General features: G+C 66.4%; 24 protein-coding genes and 2 pseudogenes. 4 read left to right on the forward strand and 22 right to left on the reverse strand.

Annotated features, from left to right (window positions below; translation table 11 throughout):
* Positions 1-7: 7 nt before the first annotated feature.
* The 8 genes from A5636_RS18750 to A5636_RS18785 form a co-directional block, all read right to left on the reverse strand.
* Positions 8-1168, reverse strand: coding sequence for a lactate 2-monooxygenase (locus A5636_RS18750; protein ID WP_065160136.1), 1161 nt, complete (start codon positions 1166-1168; stop codon positions 8-10).
* Between the two features lie 26 nt (positions 1169-1194).
* Positions 1195-2052, reverse strand: a complete 858-nt coding sequence (locus tag A5636_RS18755) for a siderophore-interacting protein (protein ID WP_065160137.1) — start codon at positions 2050-2052, stop codon at positions 1195-1197.
* A 34-nt stretch (positions 2053-2086) separates the two neighbouring features.
* Complete coding sequence (gene dprA, locus A5636_RS18760) at positions 2087-3247, reverse strand: DNA-processing protein DprA (protein ID WP_065160138.1); 1161 nt, start codon at positions 3245-3247, stop codon at positions 2087-2089.
* On the reverse strand, positions 3244-4755 hold the full coding sequence (locus A5636_RS18765) for a YifB family Mg chelatase-like AAA ATPase (RefSeq protein ID WP_065160139.1): 1512 nt from the start codon (positions 4753-4755) through the stop codon (positions 3244-3246). Before A5636_RS18765 ends, dprA begins: the two co-directional genes overlap by 4 nt.
* The gene (locus A5636_RS18770) at positions 4755-5123 is read right to left on the reverse strand and encodes a YraN family protein (protein WP_065160165.1); all 369 of its coding nucleotides are present in this window, start codon (positions 5121-5123) and stop codon (positions 4755-4757) included. The genes A5636_RS18765 and A5636_RS18770 overlap by 1 nt, the downstream gene beginning before the upstream one ends.
* Positions 5124-5254: 131 nt before the next feature.
* Positions 5255-5485: a deoxyribodipyrimidine photolyase gene (locus A5636_RS18775; RefSeq protein WP_065160140.1), complete on the reverse strand. Its 231-nt coding sequence runs from the start codon at positions 5483-5485 to the stop codon at positions 5255-5257.
* A 76-nt stretch (positions 5486-5561) separates the two neighbouring features.
* Complete coding sequence (fdhD, locus tag A5636_RS18780; RefSeq protein ID WP_065160141.1) at positions 5562-6383, reverse strand: formate dehydrogenase accessory sulfurtransferase FdhD; 822 nt, start codon at positions 6381-6383, stop codon at positions 5562-5564.
* 54 nt (positions 6384-6437) lie between these two features.
* The gene (locus A5636_RS18785) at positions 6438-7412 is read right to left on the reverse strand and encodes an NAD-dependent epimerase/dehydratase family protein (protein WP_065160166.1); all 975 of its coding nucleotides are present in this window, start codon (positions 7410-7412) and stop codon (positions 6438-6440) included.
* 116 nt (positions 7413-7528) lie between these two features.
* Between A5636_RS18785 and A5636_RS18790 the strand changes: the two genes are divergently transcribed.
* Both A5636_RS18790 and A5636_RS18795 read left to right on the forward strand, forming a co-directional pair.
* A complete protein-coding gene (locus A5636_RS18790) occupies positions 7529-8887 on the forward strand; it encodes a WS/DGAT/MGAT family O-acyltransferase (RefSeq protein WP_065160142.1) in 1359 nt (452 codons plus the stop codon).
* Between the two features lie 60 nt (positions 8888-8947).
* Positions 8948-9697 (forward strand): ANTAR domain-containing protein, encoded by a 750-nt coding sequence (locus A5636_RS18795; RefSeq protein WP_065160143.1) that lies wholly within the window; start codon positions 8948-8950, stop codon positions 9695-9697.
* Positions 9698-9701: 4 nt separating this feature from the next.
* Here A5636_RS18795 and A5636_RS18800 read toward each other — a convergent pair whose 3' ends face one another.
* The 4 genes and pseudogenes from A5636_RS18800 to rplS form a co-directional block, all read right to left on the reverse strand.
* Entirely contained in the window at positions 9702-10007 is a 306-nt protein-coding gene (locus A5636_RS18800) for a DUF2469 domain-containing protein (protein ID WP_012393608.1), read from the reverse strand.
* 21 nt (positions 10008-10028) lie between these two features.
* A pseudogene (locus A5636_RS18805) lies at positions 10029-10770 on the reverse strand (ribonuclease HII); the annotation flags it as partial.
* 2 nt (positions 10771-10772) lie between these two features.
* Complete coding sequence (gene lepB / locus A5636_RS18810) at positions 10773-11717, reverse strand: signal peptidase I (RefSeq protein ID WP_065160145.1); 945 nt, start codon at positions 11715-11717, stop codon at positions 10773-10775.
* A gap of 57 nt (positions 11718-11774) precedes the next feature.
* On the reverse strand, positions 11775-12116 hold the full coding sequence (rplS, locus tag A5636_RS18815; RefSeq protein WP_065160146.1) for a 50S ribosomal protein L19: 342 nt from the start codon (positions 12114-12116) through the stop codon (positions 11775-11777).
* Positions 12117-12450: 334 nt separating this feature from the next.
* Between rplS and A5636_RS18820 the strand changes: the two genes are divergently transcribed.
* A complete protein-coding gene (locus A5636_RS18820; protein ID WP_065160147.1) occupies positions 12451-13404 on the forward strand; it encodes a hypothetical protein in 954 nt (317 codons plus the stop codon).
* 7 nt (positions 13405-13411) lie between these two features.
* Here the strand turns inward: A5636_RS18820 and trmD are convergent, their stop codons facing one another.
* From trmD to A5636_RS18845, 5 genes are all read right to left on the reverse strand, one after another.
* Positions 13412-14098 (reverse strand): tRNA (guanosine(37)-N1)-methyltransferase TrmD, encoded by a 687-nt coding sequence (gene trmD / locus A5636_RS18825; RefSeq protein WP_065160148.1) that lies wholly within the window; start codon positions 14096-14098, stop codon positions 13412-13414.
* A 2-nt stretch (positions 14099-14100) separates the two neighbouring features.
* Positions 14101-14622, reverse strand: a complete 522-nt coding sequence (rimM, locus tag A5636_RS18830) for a ribosome maturation factor RimM (protein ID WP_065160149.1) — start codon at positions 14620-14622, stop codon at positions 14101-14103.
* A 7-nt stretch (positions 14623-14629) separates the two neighbouring features.
* Positions 14630-14872 carry an RNA-binding protein gene (locus A5636_RS18835; protein ID WP_036354608.1) on the reverse strand — a complete coding sequence of 81 codons (243 nt, stop codon included), beginning with the start codon at positions 14870-14872 and terminating at the stop codon, positions 14630-14632.
* A gap of 7 nt (positions 14873-14879) precedes the next feature.
* The gene (gene rpsP / locus A5636_RS18840) at positions 14880-15395 is read right to left on the reverse strand and encodes a 30S ribosomal protein S16 (RefSeq protein WP_065160150.1); all 516 of its coding nucleotides are present in this window, start codon (positions 15393-15395) and stop codon (positions 14880-14882) included.
* A 156-nt stretch (positions 15396-15551) separates the two neighbouring features.
* Positions 15552-15971: a nuclear transport factor 2 family protein gene (locus A5636_RS18845; RefSeq protein ID WP_065160151.1), complete on the reverse strand. Its 420-nt coding sequence runs from the start codon at positions 15969-15971 to the stop codon at positions 15552-15554.
* 44 nt (positions 15972-16015) lie between these two features.
* Between A5636_RS18845 and A5636_RS18850 the strand changes: the two genes are divergently transcribed.
* Positions 16016-16888, forward strand: a complete 873-nt coding sequence (locus A5636_RS18850; RefSeq protein ID WP_065160152.1) for a D-alanyl-D-alanine carboxypeptidase family protein — start codon at positions 16016-16018, stop codon at positions 16886-16888.
* A 39-nt stretch (positions 16889-16927) separates the two neighbouring features.
* On the opposite strand, the gene A5636_RS18855 is transcribed toward A5636_RS18850, so the two are convergent.
* From A5636_RS18855 to A5636_RS18875, 5 genes and pseudogenes are all read right to left on the reverse strand, one after another.
* A complete protein-coding gene (locus A5636_RS18855) occupies positions 16928-17530 on the reverse strand; it encodes a TetR/AcrR family transcriptional regulator (RefSeq protein WP_065160153.1) in 603 nt (200 codons plus the stop codon).
* A 2-nt stretch (positions 17531-17532) separates the two neighbouring features.
* Positions 17533-19374 (reverse strand): N-acyl-D-amino-acid deacylase family protein, encoded by a 1842-nt coding sequence (locus tag A5636_RS18860; protein ID WP_172827271.1) that lies wholly within the window; start codon positions 19372-19374, stop codon positions 17533-17535.
* Between the two features lie 30 nt (positions 19375-19404).
* Positions 19405-21039 (reverse strand): serine/threonine protein kinase, encoded by a 1635-nt coding sequence (locus A5636_RS18865; protein ID WP_065160154.1) that lies wholly within the window; start codon positions 21037-21039, stop codon positions 19405-19407.
* 34 nt (positions 21040-21073) lie between these two features.
* Positions 21074-22159 (reverse strand): metal-dependent hydrolase family protein, encoded by a 1086-nt coding sequence (locus tag A5636_RS18870; RefSeq protein WP_065160155.1) that lies wholly within the window; start codon positions 22157-22159, stop codon positions 21074-21076.
* Positions 22160-22166: 7 nt separating this feature from the next.
* Positions 22167-23175, reverse strand: a pseudogene (locus A5636_RS18875) (signal recognition particle protein); the annotation flags it as partial.

Below are 23175 nucleotides of genomic sequence, written 5' to 3' on the forward strand. Positions count from 1 at the left end.
GGTCTTTCTACAGGACGCGCCGCAGTGTGTCCGGGGTGAGATCTTTGAGGGTCGGATAGCCGTCCACGGCCATGATCAGGTCGGCTTCGGCGAGCAGCATGCGCAACACATGCACGACACCGTCGATGCCGCCCAGCGCCAGCCCGTAGGCGTACGGCCGGCCGACCCCGACCGCGGTGGCGCCCATGGCCAGCGCCTTAACAATGTCGGCACCGCTTCGGATCCCAGAGTCGAACAACACGGGCAGTCCGTCGGCCGCCTTGACCACCTCCGGCAGGCAATCCAGCGCCGGCAGCCCGCCGTTGGCCTGCCGACCGCCGTGGGTCGAGCAGTAGATGCCGTCGACGCCGCCGTCCTTGGCGCGCCGGGCGTCGTCGGGATGGCAGATGCCTTTGATGATGAGCGGCAGGTCCGTCAACGACCGCAGCCAGGCCAGATCATCCCAGGTGAGGGGATTTCCGAAGGTTTGCGCCCACTGCAGCACGGTGCCTTGAGGGTCTTCTTCCGGCGGTCTGGGCAACCCGGCACGGAACACCGGGTCGCTGATGTAGTTACTCAGGCAAAGCCCGCGTAGCTGGGGGAAGTTCGCGGTGCTCAGGTCACGCGGCCGCCAACCCGGGATCCAGGTGTCGAGGGTGACGATGATGGCTTTGAATCCCGCGGCTTCGGCCCGGTGCACCAGGCTGGCGGCCAAGTCGCGATCTTTCGGCGTGTACAGCTGGAAAAAGCCGGGAGTATCGCCGAACTGTGCAGCAACGTCTTCCATCGGGTCGGCGGTCAGCGTGGATACCACCATCGGCACCCCGGTGCGCGCGGCCGCGCGTGCGGTCGCCAAGTCGCCGTGGCCGTCCTGCGCGCAGAGTCCGATGACGCCGATCGGCGCCATGAACAGCGGCGACGGCAGGGTCAGCCCGAACATCTCGACCGAGAGGTCCCGGTCGGTCGCGCCAATGAACATGCGCGGCATCAGTCCCCAGCGATCGAAGGCCTCGCGGTTGGCCCGCTGGGTGCGCTCGTCGCCGGCTCCCCCCACCACGTAGGACCACACCGAGGGCGGCAGCGCCATTGCGGCTTTGGCTTCCAACTCCGCGAAGGCCATTGGGAGTGGGGGCGTTACGCCGGCCAGACCCTGAAAATAAATCTCGAGCTGATAGTCGCCGAATGCCATGCCCTAGAGAATGCCAGTGCGGCGGGCTACGACGACCCCTCGGACTGGGACTCCGCCTCGGCCAGTTCTTTCTTCCACTGCCGGAACGACTCTTCGGTGCGGCCACGTCGCCAATAGCCCGAAATCGACGCCCACCGGGTGTCGACGCCGCGCTCCTTGCGAATGTATGGCCGCAGATTGTGCATGACAGCCTGGGCTTCGCCATGGATGAAGACCTGCACCTGACCGGGCAGCCAGGGCGCGGTGGTGACCGCTTCGATCAGCGGCGCGTGGTCCCCTGCCCGGTCCTCGAGGACCAGATCCGCACGACCCCCGCGCAATACCCAGTTCACCTCGACACCCTCGGGAGCGGTCAACTCGATCTCGTCGTCGGGTCCGGCGACCTCGATGAACGCCTTGCCGACCGCCGTCTCAGGCAGCGCCTCCAACGCCGCGGCAATGGCCGGCAGCGCGGATTCGTCTCCGGCCAATAGGTGCCAGTCGGCCGCGGGATCGGGCTTGTAGGCCCCACCAGGTCCCATCAGGTATATGGGCTCGCCCGGCTCGACCGCAGCGGCCCACTGCCCGGCTACGCCGTGCTCGCCGTGCACCGCAATGTCCAAGGTGATCTGGCCGGCGTCTTCGTCGACCCGACGCACCGTGAAGGTGCGTACCGGCGGCCGCTGCTCTGGCGGCAGGTCAGCGAAACTGTCCATCGTCAGTGGCTGCGGCAATTCCTGCACGTCAATGCCGTCAGGGACGAAGACGAGCTTGACGTAGGAGTCGGTGAATTTGCTGGGCACAAAGGCACCAAAGTCTTTGCTGCCCAGCACTACCCGGACCATGTGCGGCGTCAGCTCTTCGGTACCGACTACCTCGAACGCCTGCAGCGGCCGACCTGCCACTTGTCCTCCCTGATAACACCCAACCCTCCACCGACTATACGAGGCGCGTCCTCGCGCGACCTCGACGGACGATTCGCCAACAACCGTCACGACACTCCGCCAGGCCGACCAGGTCCAAGATCGCCAGCGGCCCCAATACCTGCTCTGGGCGCAGTCCGGCGCTCACCGCGATCTCGTCGACCGTGGCGCCGCCTCTGCCCGGCAAAGCCTCGTACACCCTGCGTTCGGCCTCACCTAGCTCGTCTAGCGCCGTCACCGGTCGTGGCTGTTCGGCAGCCAGCTCCCCTATGTGCCCGACCAGCTCGACAATGTCGTCGGCGCGGCTGACCAGCACGGCACCGTCGCGCAGCAATACATGGCACCCTGCCGAGGCCGAAGAGGTCACCGGTCCAGGAACCGCGCCCACAATCCGGCCCAGGGCCCGCGCCCAGGCGGCGGTGTTGGCAGCGCCGCTGCGCAATCCCGCCTCGACGACCACTGCGGCACCGGACACCGCGGCGACCAGACGGTTCCGGGTCAGGAATCGGTAGCGCGCCGGACGGATACCGGGCGGATATTCAGTGAATAACAATCCGTGCTGACCGATCCGATGCAGCAGCGCGGAATGCCCAGCCGGATAGGGAATGTCGAGCCCACCCGCCAGAACTGCCACGGTGATCCCGTCCGCCGCAAGCACGGCACGATGTGCTGCACCATCGATCCCGTAGGCGCCACCGGAGACGACCGCGACTTCGCGTTCGGACAGGCCGGTGGCCAGTTCGCCGGCAACATGGTCGCCGTAGGGGGTGGACGCCCGGGTCCCCACCATTGCAGTCGCACGCCGGGCTACCTCGTCCAGGCGCGCCGGACCCATCGCCCACAGCACCATCGGTGGCACCAGTGGCGCGCCCTTGCGCGTACCGGCCCCGTCGAACGCCGCGAACGCCAGCACCGGCCACTCTTCGGTATCGGGCGTGATCAACCGGCCACCCCGCCGTGCAAGTAGCTCTAAATCTGCTGCAGCACAGTCGTTTTCTCGCCGAGCCGCAGTATGACGTAGTAGGTCGTCGTCAACCTTGCCCCGCCGAACCCGATCGGCCGCCTCCTGCGGTCCCACGGATCTGACTAGCGCAACCAGTTCAGCGCAGGGCGGTTCGGCCACTCGGGACAGGTAGGCCCAGGCTCGCGATGTCGGATCATCTACCTGGCCGCTCATCGCTGTGTTCCCGGTTGCCGGAAACTCAACGCGGCGGCGACCTCTGCCAGGTCCGGTGAGGTGCGCCCGGCCAAGTCGGCCAGGCTCCACGCGACGCGCAGAGTGCGGTCCACGCCACGGATGCTGAGCACGCCACGGTCCAGGGCATTACGCAGCGGCTGCATTGCGGCGTTGCCGAGCCGGAACTTCTTGCGCAGCAACGGTCCGTTGACTTCGGCGTTGGTCCGAAAGCCGTGCGGTCGCCATCGCTCGGCGGCTGCCAACCGGGCCATCGTCACCCGGTGACGGACCTGCGCGGTGGACTCACCGTCCCCACCCGAGAAGGCGCCGGCACGAACCGCATGCATCTGCACCCGCAGGTCCACCCGATCCAACAGCGGTCCGGAGAGCTTGCCCAGATAGCGGCGCTTGACCGCGGCCGCACAGATGCAGTCCTGCGGGTCGGCCGGCGCGCACGGGCACGGGTTTGCCGCCAGCACCAACTGGAACCGCGCCGGGTAGCACGCCACGCCGTCGCGGCGGGCCAAGCGAATTTCACCCTCTTCCAACGGGGTTCGCAGTGCTTCGAGCGCGCTGACGCCGATCTCGGCGCATTCGTCGAGGAACAACACTCCGCGATGGGCCCTGCTGACCGCACCCGGACGCGCCATCCCCGATCCCCCGCCGACAAGCGCGACGACCGTCGAACTGTGGTGCGGTGCTACAAAAGGTGGCCTGGTGATCAGCGGCGTATCGCTACAGAGCAGCCCAACCACCGAGTGTATGGCGGTGACTTCCAGTGACTCCTCGTGTGACAGCGGTGGTAACAACCCCGGAAGGCGTTGCGCCAGCATTGTTTTGCCGACCCCTGGTGGACCGGTCAGCATCAGGTGATGCCCGCCGGCGGCCGCCACCTCCACAGCGAACCGCGCCTGCGATTGCCCGACGACATCGGCTAAGTCGGCCGCCGGTTCGTACTCGGCTGCCGCAGCGGGCATCGCCTGGTCCAAGGGCGAGGCCCCGTTGAGCCAGCTCAGCAAATGACCGAGGGTGCGCACTCCCCAGACATCGATGCCGTCCACCAGACTGGCCTCCGCCAGGTTCTCGGCGGGAACGACCACGGCCGGCCAGCCGTCGTGCTTGGCAGCCAGCACGGCGGGCAGCACCCCGCGAACCGGGCGCACCCTGCCGTCAAGGGACAACTCCCCGAGCAGCACCGTCTTGTCGAGGCGATGCCACGGTTTTTTGCGCTGCGCCGACAACACCGCTGCGGCCAGGGCGATGTCATAGACCGAACCCATCTTCGGCAGCGTCGCCGGTGAAAGCGCGAGAGTCAGCCTGGACATCGGCCAGTTATTGGTGCAGTTCTGGACCGCTGCCCGTACCCGGTCGCGGGACTCCTGCAATGCCGCATCGGGGAGGCCAACCAGGTGCACGCCCGGCAACCCCGAGGTGATATCTGCTTCGATCTCGACGATGTGTCCGTCCAATCCGCGGACCGCAACGGAGAACGCATGTCCGAGCGCCATCAGCCGATCCCCTCGAGGTGAGCCAATTCGGGAACGCGCCGGCGGCCGATTCGCACACCGATCACATCGATGCGCATCGCCGACCAGTGCTCGTGTTGGCCGGCCAACCAGAGCCCGGCCAAGCGGCGCAGTCTGCGTACCTTGGTTGCGCTGACCGCTTGCGCCAACCCGCCATAGCCGTCGCCGGTGCGGGTTTTGACTTCGACGAAAACCAGTGTGCGAGTGGCCGGGTCAGCGGCGATCACGTCCAGTTCGCCGTACCGGCAGCGCCAGTTGCGGGCCAGGATCCGCAAGCCTTGGTCAGTCAAATGGTCTACGGCCAATTGCTCGCCCAATGCGCCCAGTTGGGTGCGAGTCAGCGTCGTCATGCGCTCCAAGATGCGCGGCGGCTCTGACACGGCCGGCGCCAATCGACGCGTAACCGTCTATCTGTCAAGCAGTTATCCCCAGTCGGGCATCCATCCACAACCCGAGGCGACGGATGCCGTTCGCCGGCGACTCAGGTCCGTTTGCTCGGAATGATGATGACGATGATGAGCGTCACGATGCTGAAGAACAGGCCGCAGATTCCCCAACCGAGGGCACTGCGTCCCTTCATCGAAGCGATGACGGCGCAGATTATTGCCGCAATGACGCTGCCTATCGCGACGAAGATCCCTTTGATCCCGCGCAAGATGAAGCCAGCCGCCTCGGGGTTGCTTTGCGCGGCCAAGACAAATTCGTGCAGCATGGCCGCCTCCTCAACTGTGTGCAGCAATACGACCGGCTACCCGGGCGGCGGCCCTTCCAATCCTGCCGATGCGCGGCTAGGTCACCCGCTCCGCCCGTGTATAGACGTTCATCGAGTCTTGCCGCAGAAACGCCACCAGGGTGATACCGGACTCCTCGGCCAGCGAGACCGCCAGCGACGAGGGCGCGGATACGGCGGCCAGCACGGGAATTCCGGCCATCAGAGCTTTCTGGGTCAATTCGAACGACGCCCGACCGCTGACCAGCAACACCGAAGCGGCGAGGGGCACCCGGTCGTGCTCGAGCGCCCATCCGACGACCTTGTCGACCGCGTTGTGGCGACCGATGTCCTCCCGCACGACAAGCATGGTCCCGTCGACGCTGAACAGCGCGGCAGCGTGCAGACCGCCGGTGGTGGCGAAGACCTTCTGGGCCTCCCGGAGGCTTTCCGGCATGGCCCTCAGCGTGTCGGCGGGGACGTTGGCGGGATCGTCGCCAGGCGAGTAGCGGCTGATCAGTCGGACCGCCTCCAGCGATGCCTTACCACACACTCCACAGGAGGAGGTGGTGTAAAAGTTGCGGGTCACGTCCAAGTGAGGTGCCGCGACGTCAGGCGACAAGGTGACGTCCAGGACGTTGTAGTTATTGGCGCCGTCCGCACCGCGGCCTTCGCAGTACCGGATCGTCAGCACGTCCTCACACTGCGAAATGATGTCCTCGGTCAGCAGAAACCCTTGCGCCAGTTCGAAATCGGACCCCGGCGTGCGCATTGTCACGGTGATCGGCGTCCCGTTGACGCGGATTTCGAGCGGCTCTTCGACGGCCAGGGTTTCCTGCCGGGTGGTCGTCTGCGCGGCGGCCCGATGCGTGACGCTCCGGCGCGCCGTTACGCGCGCCACTGCGTCTCTCCGGCGGTCACGGCCTCAACGTACCCCGGCCTGCGGCGCACCGGCCTACACCGCGGCGGCCAGCGACTCCAAGGCCTCGGCCGAGGTGTGCGTCGGCTGCCAGCCCAGTTCGCGCTTTGCCTTGGCGGTGTCCATCACCACCGATGTCCGCGCAACGTGGAGCCATTCCAGCAGGGACGGCACGAACGGCAACCGGGAGATCGCCGCGGATGCCGCCGATGCAGCGACGGCGGGAACTCGGACGGCGCGCGCTCCCAGCGCCCGCGCCACCTCACTGACCGTCACTGTCCCGTCACCGGCGATGTTGTACGCCCCTGGTGGAGCCGGTGCGGTGGCCGCCAAGGCGATCGCAGTGGCGACATCGTCATGGTGCACCAGTTGCAGCGGAAATCCGGGATCGGGTACCACCGGCTTGAGCAGCGGCAAAGTCTTGCTCACCGCGCGCACCGGTCCCGGCAGTTTGGTCAGCGGTGCCGCCAACGCGGGCGCCTCGGGCCCGGTGACGATGCATGGCCGCAGCACGAAGACCTCCAGCGACGAACCCTCGGTGACCTCGGCCAGCACCGCCTCGCACGCCGACTTCTGCGCCGAGTAGTAGTGCTCGGCAGATCCGCGTGCCGGGACATCCTCGGTCAGCGGCACGGGGTTGTCGGAGTGGTAGCCGTAGGCCGCGACGGACGACGTGTACACCAGCCGCCGAGGTCGCTGCGCTGCGACGGTCGCTTCGAACACATTGCGGGTGCCCTGCAGGTTGACCCGCTCACTCTCCTCGCGCGACCCCATGATGATGAAGGCCAGATGGATCACGACATCGGCTTCGGCGACCAATTCGTCGACCGCGTCGCGGTCCAGGATGTCGCCCTGCTGATAAGTCGTTTTGACCCACCCGTGCGTCAGCGGGTCGAAGGGGCGGCGGGCCATCCCGACGATTTTGTCCACTGTGGGTTCGCGTTCCAGCGCCGTGACGGCTGAGATGCCGATCTCCCCAGTCGGTCCGGTGATCGCGACAGTGATTCCCACGGCCACTGATCTTCCCGAGGTCGGCACCGGTCAAACAGCGCAAACCAATGTGTGCGGAACACGACAGATGGCTATTCATACCCGGTCCGTTAACGGATCTAAGCGAAAGAGTGGCCATGCAGCTGATTGCCCCAGCAGATTCCATGTTTCTCGTCGGCGAATCCCGCGAACATCCGATGCACGTTGGCGCACTGCAACTATTCAAGCCGCCCGAGGGCGCCGACGAAGAATTCGTCACCGAGGCCTACGAGTCGATGCTCAACCGCACCGACATTCAGCCCACCTTCCGTAAACACCCGGCATTCGTCGGTCCACTGACCAATCTCGCCTGGTCGCTGGATCAGGACGTCGAGCTCGATTACCACTTCCGGCGTTCCGCCCTGCCCCGGCCCGGCCGCGTCCGCGAGCTTTTGGAGTTGGCGTCACGGTTGCACGGCAGCCTGCTCGACCGGCACCGGCCGCTGTGGGAAGCGCATCTCGTGGAGGGCCTCAACGACGGGCGTTACGCGGTCTACACCAAGTTCCACCACTCCCTGATGGACGGGGTATCCGCCCTGCGGTTGATGCAGCGGGCGTTCACCGACGATCCCGACGACGACGAGGTCCGCGTGCCGTGGGAGCTCAAGCCCCGGCATCGGCCGGACAGCGGCAAGGGGTCGTCCCCGCTGAGTGCGTTGACGGGCACGCTGGGATCGGCTGTTGCGCTCGGCCCGTCCACCCTGAACCTGGCGCGGGCAGCGTTGCTCGAGCAACAGCTCACCTTCCCGTTCCGGGCACCCAAGACGATGTTCAATGTGCGGATCGGCGGCGCCCGGCGCATCGCTGCGCAATCGTGGTCACTGGACCGGCTCAAGGCGGTGAAGGCTGCCACCGACGCCACCTTCAACGACGTCGTCTTGGCGATGTCCGCAGGCGCACTTCGGACCTACCTGATCGAGCAGAACGCTCTCCCTGACGCCCCTCTGATCGCGATGGTGCCGGTGAGCCTGCGTAAGGAGAACGACGCGGAAGGCGGCGGCAACGCGGTCGGAACCGTGCTCTGCAACCTGCACACCGACGTAGAGGATGCGGGCAAACGCATCGAGGGAATCAGTGCTTCGATGCGCGAACAGAAGGAGTTGTTCACCCAGCTTCCCCAGGTCCAACAACTCGCCCTATCCGCGTTCCTGACCGGCGGGCTTTTCCTCGGACTGATCCCGGGGTTCATCCGGACGGCCCCACCGCCGTTCAACATCGTGATCTCCAATGTGCCGGGGACCAAGGAATCGCTGTACTGGCGCGGAGCGCAGATGGTCGGCAACTACCCCCTGTCGATCACCTTGGACGGTCAGGCAATGAACATCACCGTGACCAACAACGGCGAGAACCTCGACTTCGGACTCGTCGGCGCCAGAGGAAGCGTCCCGCATCTGCAGCGCATGCTCAGTCACCTCGAGACATCGCTGAAAGACCTCGAACGCGCGGTCGGCGTGTAAAGGTATTGCAGGCCAGTTAATCTACGGCCATCGGAACTCAACTCCGAAGGAGGTAGAGACGTGGTCAACGAACCGGACACCGGGTCCGACTCGGCCCCAGGCGCTCTGACGGCCGATCCCGCAACGGTGTTCGCAGCGTTGGCGGAGATCATTTACCAGGGGTCAGACGCGACCCAGATGTACGCCGCGATCTGCGTGGCCGCGACCCTGGTTGTGCCCGGTTGTGACCACGCCAGCCTGCTGGTGAAACGCAACGACCGCTATGTCACGGTCGGTGCCAGCTCCAAGTTGGCCCACCACATCGACGACCTCGAACGAAGCGCCGGCGACGGGCCCTGCATCGACGCCATCGAGGAGGAGACGCCCCAGGTCGAACCCGACCTGACCAGTCCTGCTCAATGGCCGCACTTCGCCAAGCGTCTGGTCGACGAGACGCCGGTGCGCGGTGCGATGGGTTTTCGGCTGCTGATTGACAAGCGCAAAGCCGCGGCACTGAACCTGTTCAGCGAGACACCGAACGTATTCAATTCCGAGGCCGCGGGCCGCGCGGCGGTGCTGGCAGCATTCGCCAGCGTGGCCATCAACGCGATCGCGCACGGCGAAGACGCCTCGAGCCTGCGCCGGGGACTGCTGAGCAACCGCGAAATCGGCAAGGCGGTCGGCATGCTGATGCTGTTGCACAACATGGACGAAGACGAAGCGTTCGACCTGCTGCGGCGGCACTCGCAGAGCCTGAATATCAAGCTGGCCGACGTGGCACGGCGCGTCATCGAGGCGCGCGGCAACCTGACGGCCGACCAAACCTCGTAGCGGCCTACTCCGGCAGCCGAAGTTCCGGCTTCTCGACCTCTTCGATGTTGACGTCCTTGAACGTCACCACCCGCACCTGCTTGACGAAGCGCGCCGGACGATACATGTCCCACACCCACGCGTCGGCCAGCCGAAGCTCGAAGTACACCTCGCCGTCGGCGTTGCGTGGCACCATCTCGACGCTGTTGGCCAGGTAGAAGCGCCGCTCAGTCTCCACGACGTAGCTGAACTGACCGACGATGTCCTTGTATTCGCGGTACAGCGAGAGCTCCATCTCGGTTTCATACTTTTCGAGATCTTCTGCGCTCATCTGTTCAGACGTCCTTCTCCCGGAGCTGATGCCCCATCTTTCCTCACTGGAATGACCCGTTGTCGCCCGGAGGGTCGGGCAGGCACTCGGCCACGGTCCGGATGGTGGATCCCGTAGCCACCCGCCGGACATTGATAAACGAGTAGCGGTGTTCCGGACACGGGCCCAGAGTGGCCAGCGCGCGACCGTGGGCGGGGGTGCTGTAGCCCTTGTGCTCGGCGAAGCCGTACCCGGGATATTTGGATTCCATCGCAACCATCAACCGGTCCCTGCTGACTTTGGCCAGCACACTGGCCGCGGCAATGCAGGCGGCGGCGGCGTCACCACCGACCACCGGCAGTGACGGGACGGCCAGCCCCGGCACCCGGAAGCCGTCGCTCAGCACGTAACCGGGCCGCACCGACAAGCCGGCCACCGCGCGGCGCATCCCTTCGATATTCGCCACATGCACGCCGCGCCGATCCACCTCGGTCGACGGGATGAACACCACGTGATACGCGACCGCATACCGGCGGATCAGCGGAAACAACTTCTCTCGTGCCTTCTCGGTGAGCTTCTTCGAATCATCCAGCGCGGCAAGGCTTTCCAGACGGTTGGGGCCAAACACGCAGGCGGCGACCACCAATGGGCCGGCACACGCACCCCGGCCCACCTCGTCGACTCCGGCCACCGGGCCCAAGCCGCTGCGGTGCAGCGCCGACTCCAAAGTGCGCAATCCCGAGGACTTCCGGATCACTGTCCGGGGTGGCCAGGTGGTGGCCATGACTACTGTGCCTGCTGGGGGTTCACCGAACCCACGCCACCCCATCGCGACGGCGGCCAGACGATGAACCTGGCCTTGCCGATGACGTTGGCGACGGGCACCGTCCCGGGCGTCGGGTCACCCGTGCACAGCATCGGGCAGTGCGCGCGGGAATCCGCCGAGTGGGTGCGGTTGTCACCCATTACCCAGAGGCGCCCGGGCGGCACGGTAACCGGTCCGAACTCGCTGCCCAGGCACGGGTACACCGATGGGTCGGCCATCATGGTGTTGGCGTCCAGGTAAGGCTCTTTCAGGGGTTTGCCGTTGACTGTCAGGCCCGTATCGGCCCGGCACTGCACGGTTTGCCCGCCGACTGCGATGACGCGCTTGACCAAGTCGTTCTCGTCGGGCGGCACGAATCCGATGAACGACAACCCGTTCTGCAGCCAGCGCAGCACCGTGTTGGACGAGCGGATCGACTTGTAGCCCACATTCCACGACGGCGGCCCCTTGAATACCACGACATCCCCCGGTTCCGGCGAGCTGAAGCGGTAGGTGAGCTTGTCGACCATGATGCGGTCCCCGACGCAGGTCGCGCAGCCGTGCAGGGTCGGCTCCATCGATTCCGACGGAATCAGGTACGGACGCGCGACGAACGTGAGCATCACGTAGTAGAGGACGATCGCGATGACGGCCAGCGTGGTCAGTTCGCGCAGCGTCGAGCGCTTCTTCGGGTTCGACTCTTCGGCCTTCGACTCGTCGGCCCTGGGGTCGGATTCGGCCGCGGGCGCTGAGTCGGCCACACGCCCTGTTTCGGCCTTGGGCGCTGAGTCGGCCCCGGGCCCGGATTCGGCTCTGGGCGCTGAGTCGGCCCCGGCCCCGGATTCAGGCTTGGTCTCAGAGTCGAGTGCAGATTCCTGCGCTGCCGACGGGGAGTCCTCGGGAGGAGAGTCCTCGGTTCCAGTCACGAGATCAGCGTAGCCAGCACGAGGGCTGCGGCTGCGGACGCCGGAACACCACCAAGGTCAGCGCTTTTCCTTGATCTTGGCCTTCTTGCCGCGGAGCTCACGCAGGTAGTACAACTTGGCGCGACGGACGTCGCCACGGGTCACCACCTCGATGTGGTCGATGTTCGGCGAGTGCACGGGGAAAGTCCGCTCGACGCCGACGCCGTAGCTCTCCTTGCGCACGGTGAAGGTCTCGCGGATGCCACCGCCTTGCCGCCGGATCACCACACCCTTGAAGACCTGGATACGCTCTTTGGCGCCTTCGATCACCTTGACGTGCACATTGATGGTGTCGCCCGGGCTGAAGGTAGGGATGTCGTCGCGCAGCGACGCTTGGTCGACGAAGTCCAGCCTGTTCATTGGAAAGACACTTCCTTGGGGTCGCAGCTTCGTCAACCGACGCACGCGGACGCAGGACGGTCACCAAGCCGATGGTTAGGGCTTCTGGGTGTTCCTCGCAGCAGGCGGTAGGCACCTGGCCCGCCGGCAACCGCTGGAGACAACTGGCCAATTGTGCCAGACGGGGCGCATGCAGTGAAAATCACAGGAAACTGTTGCAATTCGCGCCCGGCGTAAAGCCCCTGGCGATGGTACATATGACTGGGGCTGAACCGCGCGGCTCCGAACCCATGGATATACCCAAAAACCGGCCCAACTTCACGTTGCTTCATGCTGCGAACGCCGAAGGAGTGCAATGCGAGCCCGGCCCCTGACCATGCTCACGGCAGCCGTTTCGGCGGCCTTGGTGGTGGTTGCCGGGTGTGAGGCGACGGTGCACGCGAAGGCATTCACCACGACCGGTCAGACCGTGACCAAGCCGGAGCCGCAGCCACAGCAGCAGCTGGTGGAACTGCTGCTACGGGCCATCACGCCGGCACCGACCCCGATGGCGTTGCCGACCATCGGCCTCGGCGGGCTCACCGGAGCGCAGGCCCGCATCCAGCAGGCCACCGAGCAGGCCGCCGCCGACGGGGCGACCCTGTCGGTGGCCATCCTCGATCGCGCCACCCATCAGCTGGTGTCGAACGGCAACGACCAGATCATCGCCACGGCCTCGGTGGCCAAACTCTTCATTGCCGACGACCTGCTGCTGAAGGAGTCCGACGGCCAGGTGACGCTGACTCCCGAGGATCACCAGGCGCTGGACATGATGCTGCAGTCTTCCGACGACGGCGCGGCCGAGCTGTTCTGGGGGCAGGGCGGTGGCGACGCGATCATCACGCAGGTGGCGACCCGGTACGGACTGGCCTCGACCACCCCGCCGAGCGACGGGCGCTGGTGGAACACCATCAGCTCAGCGTCGGACCTGATCCGCTACTACGAACGGCTGCTCGACGGCTCCGGCGGCCTGCCGCCCGCGCGCGCCCGCCTCATCGTCAACGACCTGGCCCGGTCCACCCCCACCGGGATCGACGGATATCCGCAGCGATTCGGCATCCCGGACGGCTTGTACGCCGAACCCGTTGCGGTCAAACAAGGCTGGATGTGTTGCATCGGGGCCGACTGGATGCACCTGTCCACCGGTGTGATCGGCGCCGACCGCCGCTACATCATGGTCATCGAGTCGCTGCAGGCCTCCGATGACGCCACCGCGCGCGAGACGATCACCCGAGCGGTCAAGACGATCTTCCCCAGCGGCCGCGTCTGATTCGGATTCAGGCCAACAGATCCGGTCGCCGTTGTCGGGTCCGCTGAAGCGAGACCTCGCGTCGCCAGGCCGCGATCCGAGCATGGTCACCCGAGAGCAGAACTTCCGGCACGTCGAGCCCGCGCCAACTGGCCGGACGGGTGTAGCCCGGCCCTTCCAGGAGCCGGTCCAGCTCCGGGGAGTGCGAATCATGCTGCACTGAGGCGGGATTGCCCAGCACCCCGGTCCGCAGCCGCAGTACGGCTTCGATCATCACCAGCGCTGCCGACTCCCCACCGGGCAGCACGTAATCGCCGATGGATACCTCTTCGACGCGCATCCGGCGCGCCGAGTCCTCGACCACGCGCTGGTCGATCCCCTCGTAGCGGCCGCAGGCGAACACCAGGTGCCGCTCCTCGCTCCACCGCTGGGCAGTAGCTTGGGTGAACAACACACCCGCTGGGCTCGGAACCACCAAAAGCGTTTCCTCCGAGCAGATTTCGTCAAGCGCCTCGCCCCATACCGGCGCACGCATCACCATGCCGGGGCCACCCCCGTAGGGCGCATCGTCCACCGAATGGTGCACGTCGTGGGTCCACCGGCGTAGGTCGTGTACCTCCAGATCCACCAGGCCGGACGTAATCGCCTTGCCCAGCAACGACTGTCGCAGCGGATCGAGGTATCCGGGGAAGATCGATACGACGTCGATACGCACGTTTATGCCAGGTCCAGCAGACCGTCGGGCGGCTCGATCTCCAGCGTGCCGTCTTCCAATGACACCGACGTGACGATCGCGCCGACGAACGGTATCAGCAGCTCGCCGGATTCGCCCTTGACGGAGAGCAATTCGCCGCCGGCGGTGTGCAGCACCTCGGCCACGACACCGATGTCCCGCCCTGCCGTCGTCGCGACCCGGAGACCCTCCAACTGGTGGTCGTAATAGGTGTCGGGCTCGTCGATCGGCGGCAACTCGTCGGAGTCGATGATGAACAGGTTGCCGCGCAGCGCGTCGGCGGAGTCACGATCGGTCACGCCGGCCAATCGCACCAGCAGACGGGCCCCGTGGGGTCGCGCCGACTCCACGGTGTAGCTGCGTGCCGGGCCGGGATCGCGAGGCTTTTTGGCGCGCAGCGTGCTGCCGGGTGCGAACCGGAGATCAGGATCGTCGGTGCGTACTTCGACGACGAGTTCGCCGGCGATCCCGTGTGCTTTCGCCACGCGCCCGACGATCAGCTCCATCGGCTGGCTACTGGTCGGTGTCCACCACGTCGACCCGGATGCCCCGGCCGCCGATGCCGGCAACCAAGGTGCGCAGCGCGGTCGCGGTGCGTCCGCCGCGCCCGATCACTTTGCCCAGGTCGTCGGGGTGAACGTGGACCTCGACGGTGCGTCCGCGGCGGCTGGTCACCAGATCGACGCGCACATCGTCGGGATTGTCGACGATCCCGCGGACCAGGTGCTCGACGGCGTCGACCACGACGGTACTCATGCGAACGTCAGCTTTCCGTCGACGGCGGAGCGGACTGCTCGCCCTGCTCGGTCTCGGCCACTGCGGCGGCCTTCTCCGCCCCGGTCTCGGCTCCCGCCTCCGGCGCAGCGTCCTCGCTCTTGGCGGCCTTCTTGGGCGCGGACTTCTTCTTCGGCTTGGTCGCCTCGGTGGTGGGGCCACCTTCGGCCTCGGCCAGCGCTGCGTTGAACAGCTCCAGCTTGCTGGGCTTGGCGGGCTTGACCTTCAGACGGCCTTCGGCGCCGGGCAGGCCCTTGAACTTCTGCCAGTCACCGGTGATCTTCAGCAGCTTCAGGACGGGTTCGGTGGGCTGGGCGCCCACGGACAGCCAGTACTGGGCGCGCTCGGAATTGATCTCGATCAGGCTCGGCTCTTCCTTGGGGTGGTACCGGCCGATCACCTCGATGGAACGGCCGTCGCGGCGGGTGCGCGCGTCGGCGACAGCGATGCGGTACTGGGGATTGCGGATCTTGCCGAGTCGAGTGAGCTTGATCTTCACAGCCATGGTTAAGCGACTTCTCCTATGTGTGTCACGCTGCAATTCAGCGACACGGGCGGAATGCCCGGATCCGGTTTTGCCTCGCGTGTGTGACCACGGAACGACCTTGGTCGTGCGGCGGACAGCGGCCAATTGTGCCAGAACCGGGTGCTCGGGACGAAATCACAGCACTTTCTGGAACGTCTTCGTCTCGACGCGACGAGTCATGCGCCAGCCTCGTTCGGTGCGCACGAACTCGTCGTCGTACCAGAGCCCGCAGAACAGGATCTGCTCTTTGTCTCCGCCCAGCACCATCGGGTTGAAGCAGATCACCCGCGACGACGCCGTGTCCCCGTCGATGCGGACGGAGAAATTCCCCAGCATGTGCGCGTACACCGGAAAGTTGGGCAGCACCTCCGACAACCACTTCTTGACCTCGGGATATTCACCGGCGATTCCGCCCAGGGCGGTGTAGTCGATATAGGCGTCCGGGGTGAAGACTTCGTCCAGATCGTCGAATCGACGCGAGTCGATCGCGGTGGAGTAGTCCACCAGCAGCTGCTGGATCTCCAAGCGGTCAGAAATTTCGGCCAGGCTTAACATGTATCGATTCAACACTGCGGCCAGGAGCGTTACACTCAGCGCCCATGCGAAAGCTTATGGCCGCCGCCGCTGCCCTGATGGCAATCTGTATCGGCGCTGCCGGCACTGCCGCAGCAGACACCGATGTACAGCCGGTCGGTTCGGTGCCGATACCCGACGGTCCCGCGCAGACCTGGATCGTGGCCGACCTGGACAGCGGTCAGGTGCTGGCCGGACGCGACCAGAACGCCGTGCATCCCCCGGCCAGCACGATCAAGGTGCTGTTGGCGCTGGTGGTGCTGGACGAGCTGAATTTGGACTCCTCGGTCGTCGCTGACGCCGCCGACACGCAAGTGGAATGCAACTGCGTAGGCGTGAAGGCTGGCCGCAGCTACACCGCCCGCGAACTGCTCGACGGGCTGTTGCTGGTGTCGGGCAACGACGCCGCCAACACCTTGGCCCACATGCTCGGCGGGCAGGGTGCCGCGGTGGCCAAGATGAACGCCAAAGCCGCGTCTTTGGGCGCGGTGAACACCCATGCGTCGACTCCGTCCGGACTGGACGGCCCCGACGGCTCGGGCGCATCGACGGCCCACGACCTCGCGGTGATTTTCCGGGCTGCCATGGCCAATCCGGTCTTCGCCCAGGTCACCGCCAAGCCGTCGGCGATGTTCCCCGGCGACGGCGGCAACGCGCCGATCGTGAACCAGGACGAACTCCTGCAGCGCTATCCCGGTGCGATCGGCGGCAAGACGGGCTTCACCAACGCGGCCCGCAAGACATTCGTCGGCGCGGCCGCCCGCGGTGGTCGCCGACTGGTGATCGCCATGATGTACGGGCTGGTCAGAGAGGGCGGACCGACCTACTGGGACCAGGCGGCCAGCCTGTTCGACTGGGGCTTCGGGCTCAGCCCACAAGCCAGCATCGGCTCGCTCTAGTCCCCTGCCGCATAGTTCCCTGCCGCAGCGGGACCGGACTTACCGGGCAGGGTTGGGAAACGCCGCGTTGAGCAACGCGGTCAGCACCGGAATCCGGTGCTCGGCGATGTCGGGCTGCGGCAACACACTCTCCACCACCGCGGCCCCGTCGAAGACGTTGGTCAGCAGTGCCACTAGTACCGGAAGCGTTTCCGGCGGGATGCTGTCCGTCCCCGGCATCGTCAACGCAGCGTCGTACATCTTGGCGCGGTACTGCCAAAGTTCGTGCTGCAGTGTGTCCTTGAGTTTCTCGTCGGTGCGGGCGGCGATCATCAGCTCGTAGAGCACCGCGTTGGCGGGACCGCTGGTGATGTCGCGCAGGATTGCCAGCGCAGCTTCCAGCGCCGGGCGGTCTGCCGGTATTTGCGCGACCTGCTTGGTGAACGTTTCCAACTGGCGCCGCAGCACTTCGGACGCGGTCGCCGCCATGAAGTCGCCCATGGTGTCGAAGTGCCGGAACAGCGCCCCCACCGAAACCCCGGCCCGTTTGGTGATCACCGCCGCCGAGGCGCGCGCGTAGCCCACCTCGATGATGGTGTCGATGCAGGCTTCGAGGAGACGGCCGACCGTCTCCTCGCGGCGCTGCTGCTGGGTCCGGGCCACGGCTAGGCGCTGGCGCTCAGGGCACGCTGGGCCGGGCGGGCGTGCCGCTCCCCCGCACGCAGGTACCGGCCGGACTTCACGGTCTGGCCGTAGCCCTCGCAGAACTCACCGCTGCGGTAGACCACTGACCCGCCGACGCCCGTCGCGACCACGGTCGCGTCGTTGCGGTTCACCATGCGCCGCAGGCCACCGTAGAACGGCACCGCCTCCTCGTTGTAGCTATCTACCGACTCGTCCAGGTGGGCGGGGTCGATCACGACGAAGTCCGCCCGGTCGCCCTCGCGCAATGTGCCCGCGTCCAAGCCGAACCACTCGGCCACTTCGGCGGTGAGGCGATACACGGCGCGCTCCACCGTCAAGAACGGCTTGCCGGCCCGGTGGGCGTCGCGAGTGCGCTTGAGCAGTCGCAACGGGAAGTTGTAGAAGGCCATGTTGCGCAGGTGCGCGCCGGCGTCGGAGAAGCCCATGTGGACGACCGGGTCGGCTGCCAGCTTGTCCAGCTGCTTGGGCCGATGGTTGGCGACGGTGGTGGTCCAGCGCACGTTGCGCTCGCCGTTCTCGACCAGGATGTCGAGGAACGCGTCCAACGGATGCAACCCACGTTCGTCGGCGATCGCGCCAAAGCTCTTGCCGATCAACGAATTATCGGGGCACTCCACGATCACCGCGTCGTGGAAGTCGCGGTGCCACAGCGACGGGCCGAGCTTGACGCGGTCGAATTGGCGGCGGAATTCGCGGCGGTAGGACTCGTCGGCCAGCAGCTCGTTGCGCTCCAACTGGTCACGCAGATGCAGGGCCGCCGTGCCGGCACCGAACTCCTCGAATACCGGTAGGTCGATGCCGTCGGAGTACAACGTGAACGGCACCGGCAGGTGCTGGAAACGCACGCTGGAGGCCAGCACTTTGTTCAGTAGGCGAGCACCGCGCCCAAAAGTGTGCACCGCCAACGGCATCGACTTGGCGTCGGCGGAAACCAACAGGCTCATCCGAACACCTTTGCGCCGATTCAGGATTCGACTGCTGGTGAGGAAGAACATCAGGGCGGACACCGGGCTGTCGACATTGGGTGCGCTCTGCAGGATCCGGCCGCGCTTACGCAGCACCTTGATCAGTCGGCGGCGCTCCCGCCAGGTCGCGAACGTCGACGGCAGCGCCCGGGAGCGGAACCGCTCGCCGTCGAGCTTGTCGATCGGCGCATCCATCCCGGACATGCCGAGCATCCCGGCGTCGAGCGCCTGGTCGAGCAGTTTGGCCATTGTTTGCAACTCGGCGTCGGTGGGTCGATCGTCACGGTCAGTTGCCCGTTCCAGGCCGAGCACTGCCGTGCGCAGATCCGAATGACCAAGCATGGAGCTGACATTCGGGCCCAGCGGCAGAGCGTCGAGTTTGTCGATGTACTGCGCTGGCGTCGACCAGGTCTTGTTACTCTCGAGCGCACCCAGGACGAAGTCACGCGGCACCGCCTCGACCCGGCTGAACAGGTCGGCGGCGTCCTCGGTGTCGGCGTAGACCGTCGACAGCGAGCAGTTGCCCAACAGCAAGGTGGTGACCCCGTGCCGCACCGACTCGCGCAGGCCCGGGTCGAGCAGGATCTCGGCGTCGTAATGGGTGTGCACGTCGATGAAACCGGGCATCACCCACTTGCCCGCCGCGTCGATCACATCCGGACAACCGGTCGCGTCCAACGGCCCGGCCGAAACGGTGGCCACCACGCCGTCGCGAATGCCCAGGTTGCGGGTTTGCGGCGCCGCACCGGTGCCGTCGAACCACAGTCCGTCGCGGATGATCACGTCGTAAGTCACTGTTTCCTCCAGGTCGTCGCGTGGCCCGACGCTAACATAGATAGCGATCACTCGCAATCTTTTCTGGGGCGTCTACCGATGCGTCGTGGTGGGAGCGGTGCTCGTGACGGTCGGTGGGTCGCTGGTCGTCGGGGTAACTCGTATCGGGTCCGGCACGTTCACGCCGGGCGCTATGTCGCCGGTCCGGCCGGCTTGGGTGGGTATGCGGATGACTCCGCCCTGTTGGCCGCATTCGTCTGTTTTCACCGTGACGGTCATTTCGCCGACGAGACTGCCCTGCGGTTGCGGACTAAACGCGACCACTTGGACGGTGGTCTGCGTGCTGGGCATTCCGGTGGGGCCGATGCACGGAAATTTCGTGGTTTCCGGCCGAGATCGCCACTGCCCCTCCTGGAACTCCAGCAGCAGTGGGTGCACGTCCGGGGACTTCTCCCGGGTGTGGTCCCTGTCGTTGAGCAACGTCGCCGCCGCCAAACAGCGCGTGGGGGTGCACGCCGACCGGATCGCCCACCAGGTGGCCACGTCCGGCGGTTGGGGCGTCGGGGTGTTGTCGAAGGTCTGCTTCGAACGTTGCACCCGGATGAGGTAGGTGCCGTCGAGCGGCGTGGGCGCGGCGGCGGGGGCACCGCTGGGGGTGGTGCTGGCCGCAGTGGTTGTCGTGGTGGCCGGGCTGCCCGCTTGGGTCGAGGTCGAGGTCGAGGTCTTGCGTCCGATCGAGACCCCGGCCGCGAATAGGCCGACCAGCAGCAGTACCGCGGCAATACCGATCAAAATGCGCCGGGGCCCTCGTCGGGGCGGCCCGGCACTGCCCGGAAACACCGCGGCGGGCCGCTCGACCAGCGCCGGTCCCGGTGCGGCCGTCGGTGGCTCCGGCCAGCCGTACGCCGGATAGTCGACGACGTAAGCGGGTTCCTCAACGACCGGCGGCGGCTCGAAGGCGACGTGGCTGCGATCGGGGACCTCGCTCCGTTCGTTCAGCGCGGCAGCGAGGTCGCGGCAGCTGCCGAACCGGTCGGCCGGATTCTCGCCCAGCGCCCGGGCCAGCACTGTGTCCAGCCGTTCCAAGTCGGGGCGCAGCTCGCGCAGTGCGGTCCTGCCCGACGGCGGCATCCCGGACAACAGGTGCATCGCGGTTGCCGCGAGCGAGTACTGGTCGGCGCGACCGTCGAGCTCACCGCCGGCCAACTCCTCTGGCGCGGCATAAGCGGATTCGCTTGCCGGACGAACTAATCCGAAGTCGGTCAACAAAATTCGCGGATCGTCCGACATGGTCAGCAGAATGTTGGCGGGCCGCACGTCACGATGCAACAAACCGCGCTGATGGGCGAAGTCCAGCGCCGCAGCCGCCGCCGTGACGATGGGTAGCGCTTCAGCGACTGGCAGGACCGTCGGGAATCGTTCGGCCATCAGTTGCGAGGCGTCGGTACCCTCCACGTATTCCATGGCGATCCACAACCGGCCCTCGAATTCGCCTCGGTCGTGCACCTCGACGACGTTGAGGTGATACATGCTCGCCGCGACTCTGGTCTCCTCATGGAACCGGCGTCGGAAATCACCGTCCGCCGATAATGCGGACGGCAGCACTTTCAGGGCCTGCCACCCCGGGTATCCAGGCCGCTGGGCCAGGTAGAGCTCGCCGGTCGCGGACGAACTCAGCATCCGCTCGACGGTGTACCCAGCAAAGGCCGCACCGCTGGCCAACGCCATCCCGTGATACTAACCGGGCTGTCCGGCAGCGCAGTCAGCGCGGCCGAAACGTGTTGCCGCGCATGATTACCAGGTCGGGCCGGTTCAGCACTTCGGGGCCTACGCGGGGATCCTCGGCATAGCACAACAGGTCGGCGGATGCACCGTCGTCGAGGCAGGGCCGGCCCAGCCAGCGCCGGGCCTCCCAGCACGCCGCGCCCAGGGCCTCGTCGGCGCTCATCCCAATGCCCTTGAGGGCCTCGACCTCGTCGGCGACCCGTCCGTGCCGGATCATGCCGCCCGCATCGCTGCCCGCGTAAATCGGCACGCCCGCTTCGCGGACCGCGCTGAGTCTCTCGTTGCTGCTGGCGTACAGATCACGCATATGCGCCGCGTAGACCGGATAGCGTGCGGCGGAATCGGCGATGCCCGGGAAGTTTTCGATGTTGATCAGCGTCGGGACCAGCGCCGTGCCGTGTTCGAGCATCAGCGCGATCGTCTCGTCGGTGAGACCGGTGCCGTGTTCGATGCAGTCGATGCCGGCCTGAATCAGCCCAGGCAGGCCGTCTTCACCGAACACGTGGGCGGTCACCCGCGCGCCGTGGCTGTGCGCGGTGTCGATCGCGGCTTTGAGCACGTCATCGGACCACAGCGGGGCCAGGTCGCCGATTTGACGGTCGATCCAGTCCCCGACCAGTTTTACCCAGCCGTCGCCGAGTCGCGCCTGCTCGGCCACCGCGGCCGGCAATTGCTTTTCGTCGTCGAGGTCGATCGACAGGCCGGGGATGTAGCGCTTCGGTCGGGCCAGGTGCCGGCCGGCGCGGATGATTCGGGGCAGGTCCGGCCGGTCGTCGAGGCTGCGGGTGTCGATCGGGACGCCGCAGTCGCGAACCAGCAGTACGCCGACGTCGCGCTCGGTTTCGGCTTGGGCGATCGCTTCGTCGAAGTCGACCCCGCCGCGCTCACCGAGTCCGATGTGGCAGTGCAGGTCCACCAGCCCGGGCAGGATCCAGCCGTCTTCGGAAGCTCCGAAGACGGTGTCCGCCCCGTCCACGGGCTCGGTGCTGATGCGGCCGTCGACGACCCACAGATCGGTCGGGACGTCACCGGGCAGTGCCCGACCGCGCACGTGCAGGCGCACGACGCGGCTACTTCTTGCCCGGGAACTTCAGCTTGGACAGGTCGAAATCGGCCAGGCCGGGCGGCAACTCGTTGAGCCCTTCGGGCATCTGGGACAGGTCCGGGAACCCTTCAGGCATTCCTGCCATGCCCGGCATGCCCGGCATGCCCGCACCGAACGGACTGCGCACCTTCGGTGGCGTCGGGCCGCGCCCGCCCTTTTTGCCCTTCTTGCCTTTGGCGTTCTTGGATTTCCGCGTCGCGGACTTGCGGCCGATCCCCGGTATCCCCATGCCGCCGAGCATCGACGACATCATCTTGCGGGCCTCGAAGAAGCGATCCACCAGCTGGTTGACCTCGGACACGGTAACGCCCGAACCGTTGGCAATCCGCAGCCGCCGCGAAGCGTTGATGATCTTCGGGTCGGCCCGCTCTTGCGGCGTCATCCCACGGATGATGGCCTGCAGGCGATCCAGGCTCTTGTCGTCGACCTCGGCCAACGCGTCCTTCATCTGCGCGCCGCCGGGCAGCATGCCCAGCAGGTTGCCGATCGGACCCATCTTGCGCACCGCCAGCATCTGCTCGAGGAAATCCTCCAGCGTGAGTTCCCCGGCGCCGATCTTGGCGGCGGCCTCCTCTGCCTGCTGGGCGTCGAAGACCTGCTCGGCCTGCTCGATCAGGCTCAGCACATCGCCCATGCCCAGGATGCGGCTGGCCATCCGGTCGGGGTGGAAGACGTCGAAGTCTTCGAACTTCTCCCCGGTGGAGGCGAAAAGGATTGGCACACCAGTCACTTCGCGGACCGAGAGCGCCGCGCCACCGCGGGCGTCGCCATCCAGCTTGGTCAGCACGACGCCGGTGAACCCGACGCCGTCGCCAAATGCCTGGGCGGTCGCGACGGCGTCCTGGCCGATCATCGCGTCCAGGACGAACAACACCTCGTCGGGATTGACGGCGTCGCGGATGGCGGCGGCCTGAGCCATCAACTCCTCGTCGATACCCAGTCGGCCGGCGGTATCGACGATGACGAAGTCGTGG

The sequence above is a fragment of the Mycobacterium asiaticum genome, from assembly GCF_001673315.1.
Lineage (GTDB): Bacteria > Actinomycetota > Actinomycetes > Mycobacteriales > Mycobacteriaceae > Mycobacterium > Mycobacterium asiaticum_B.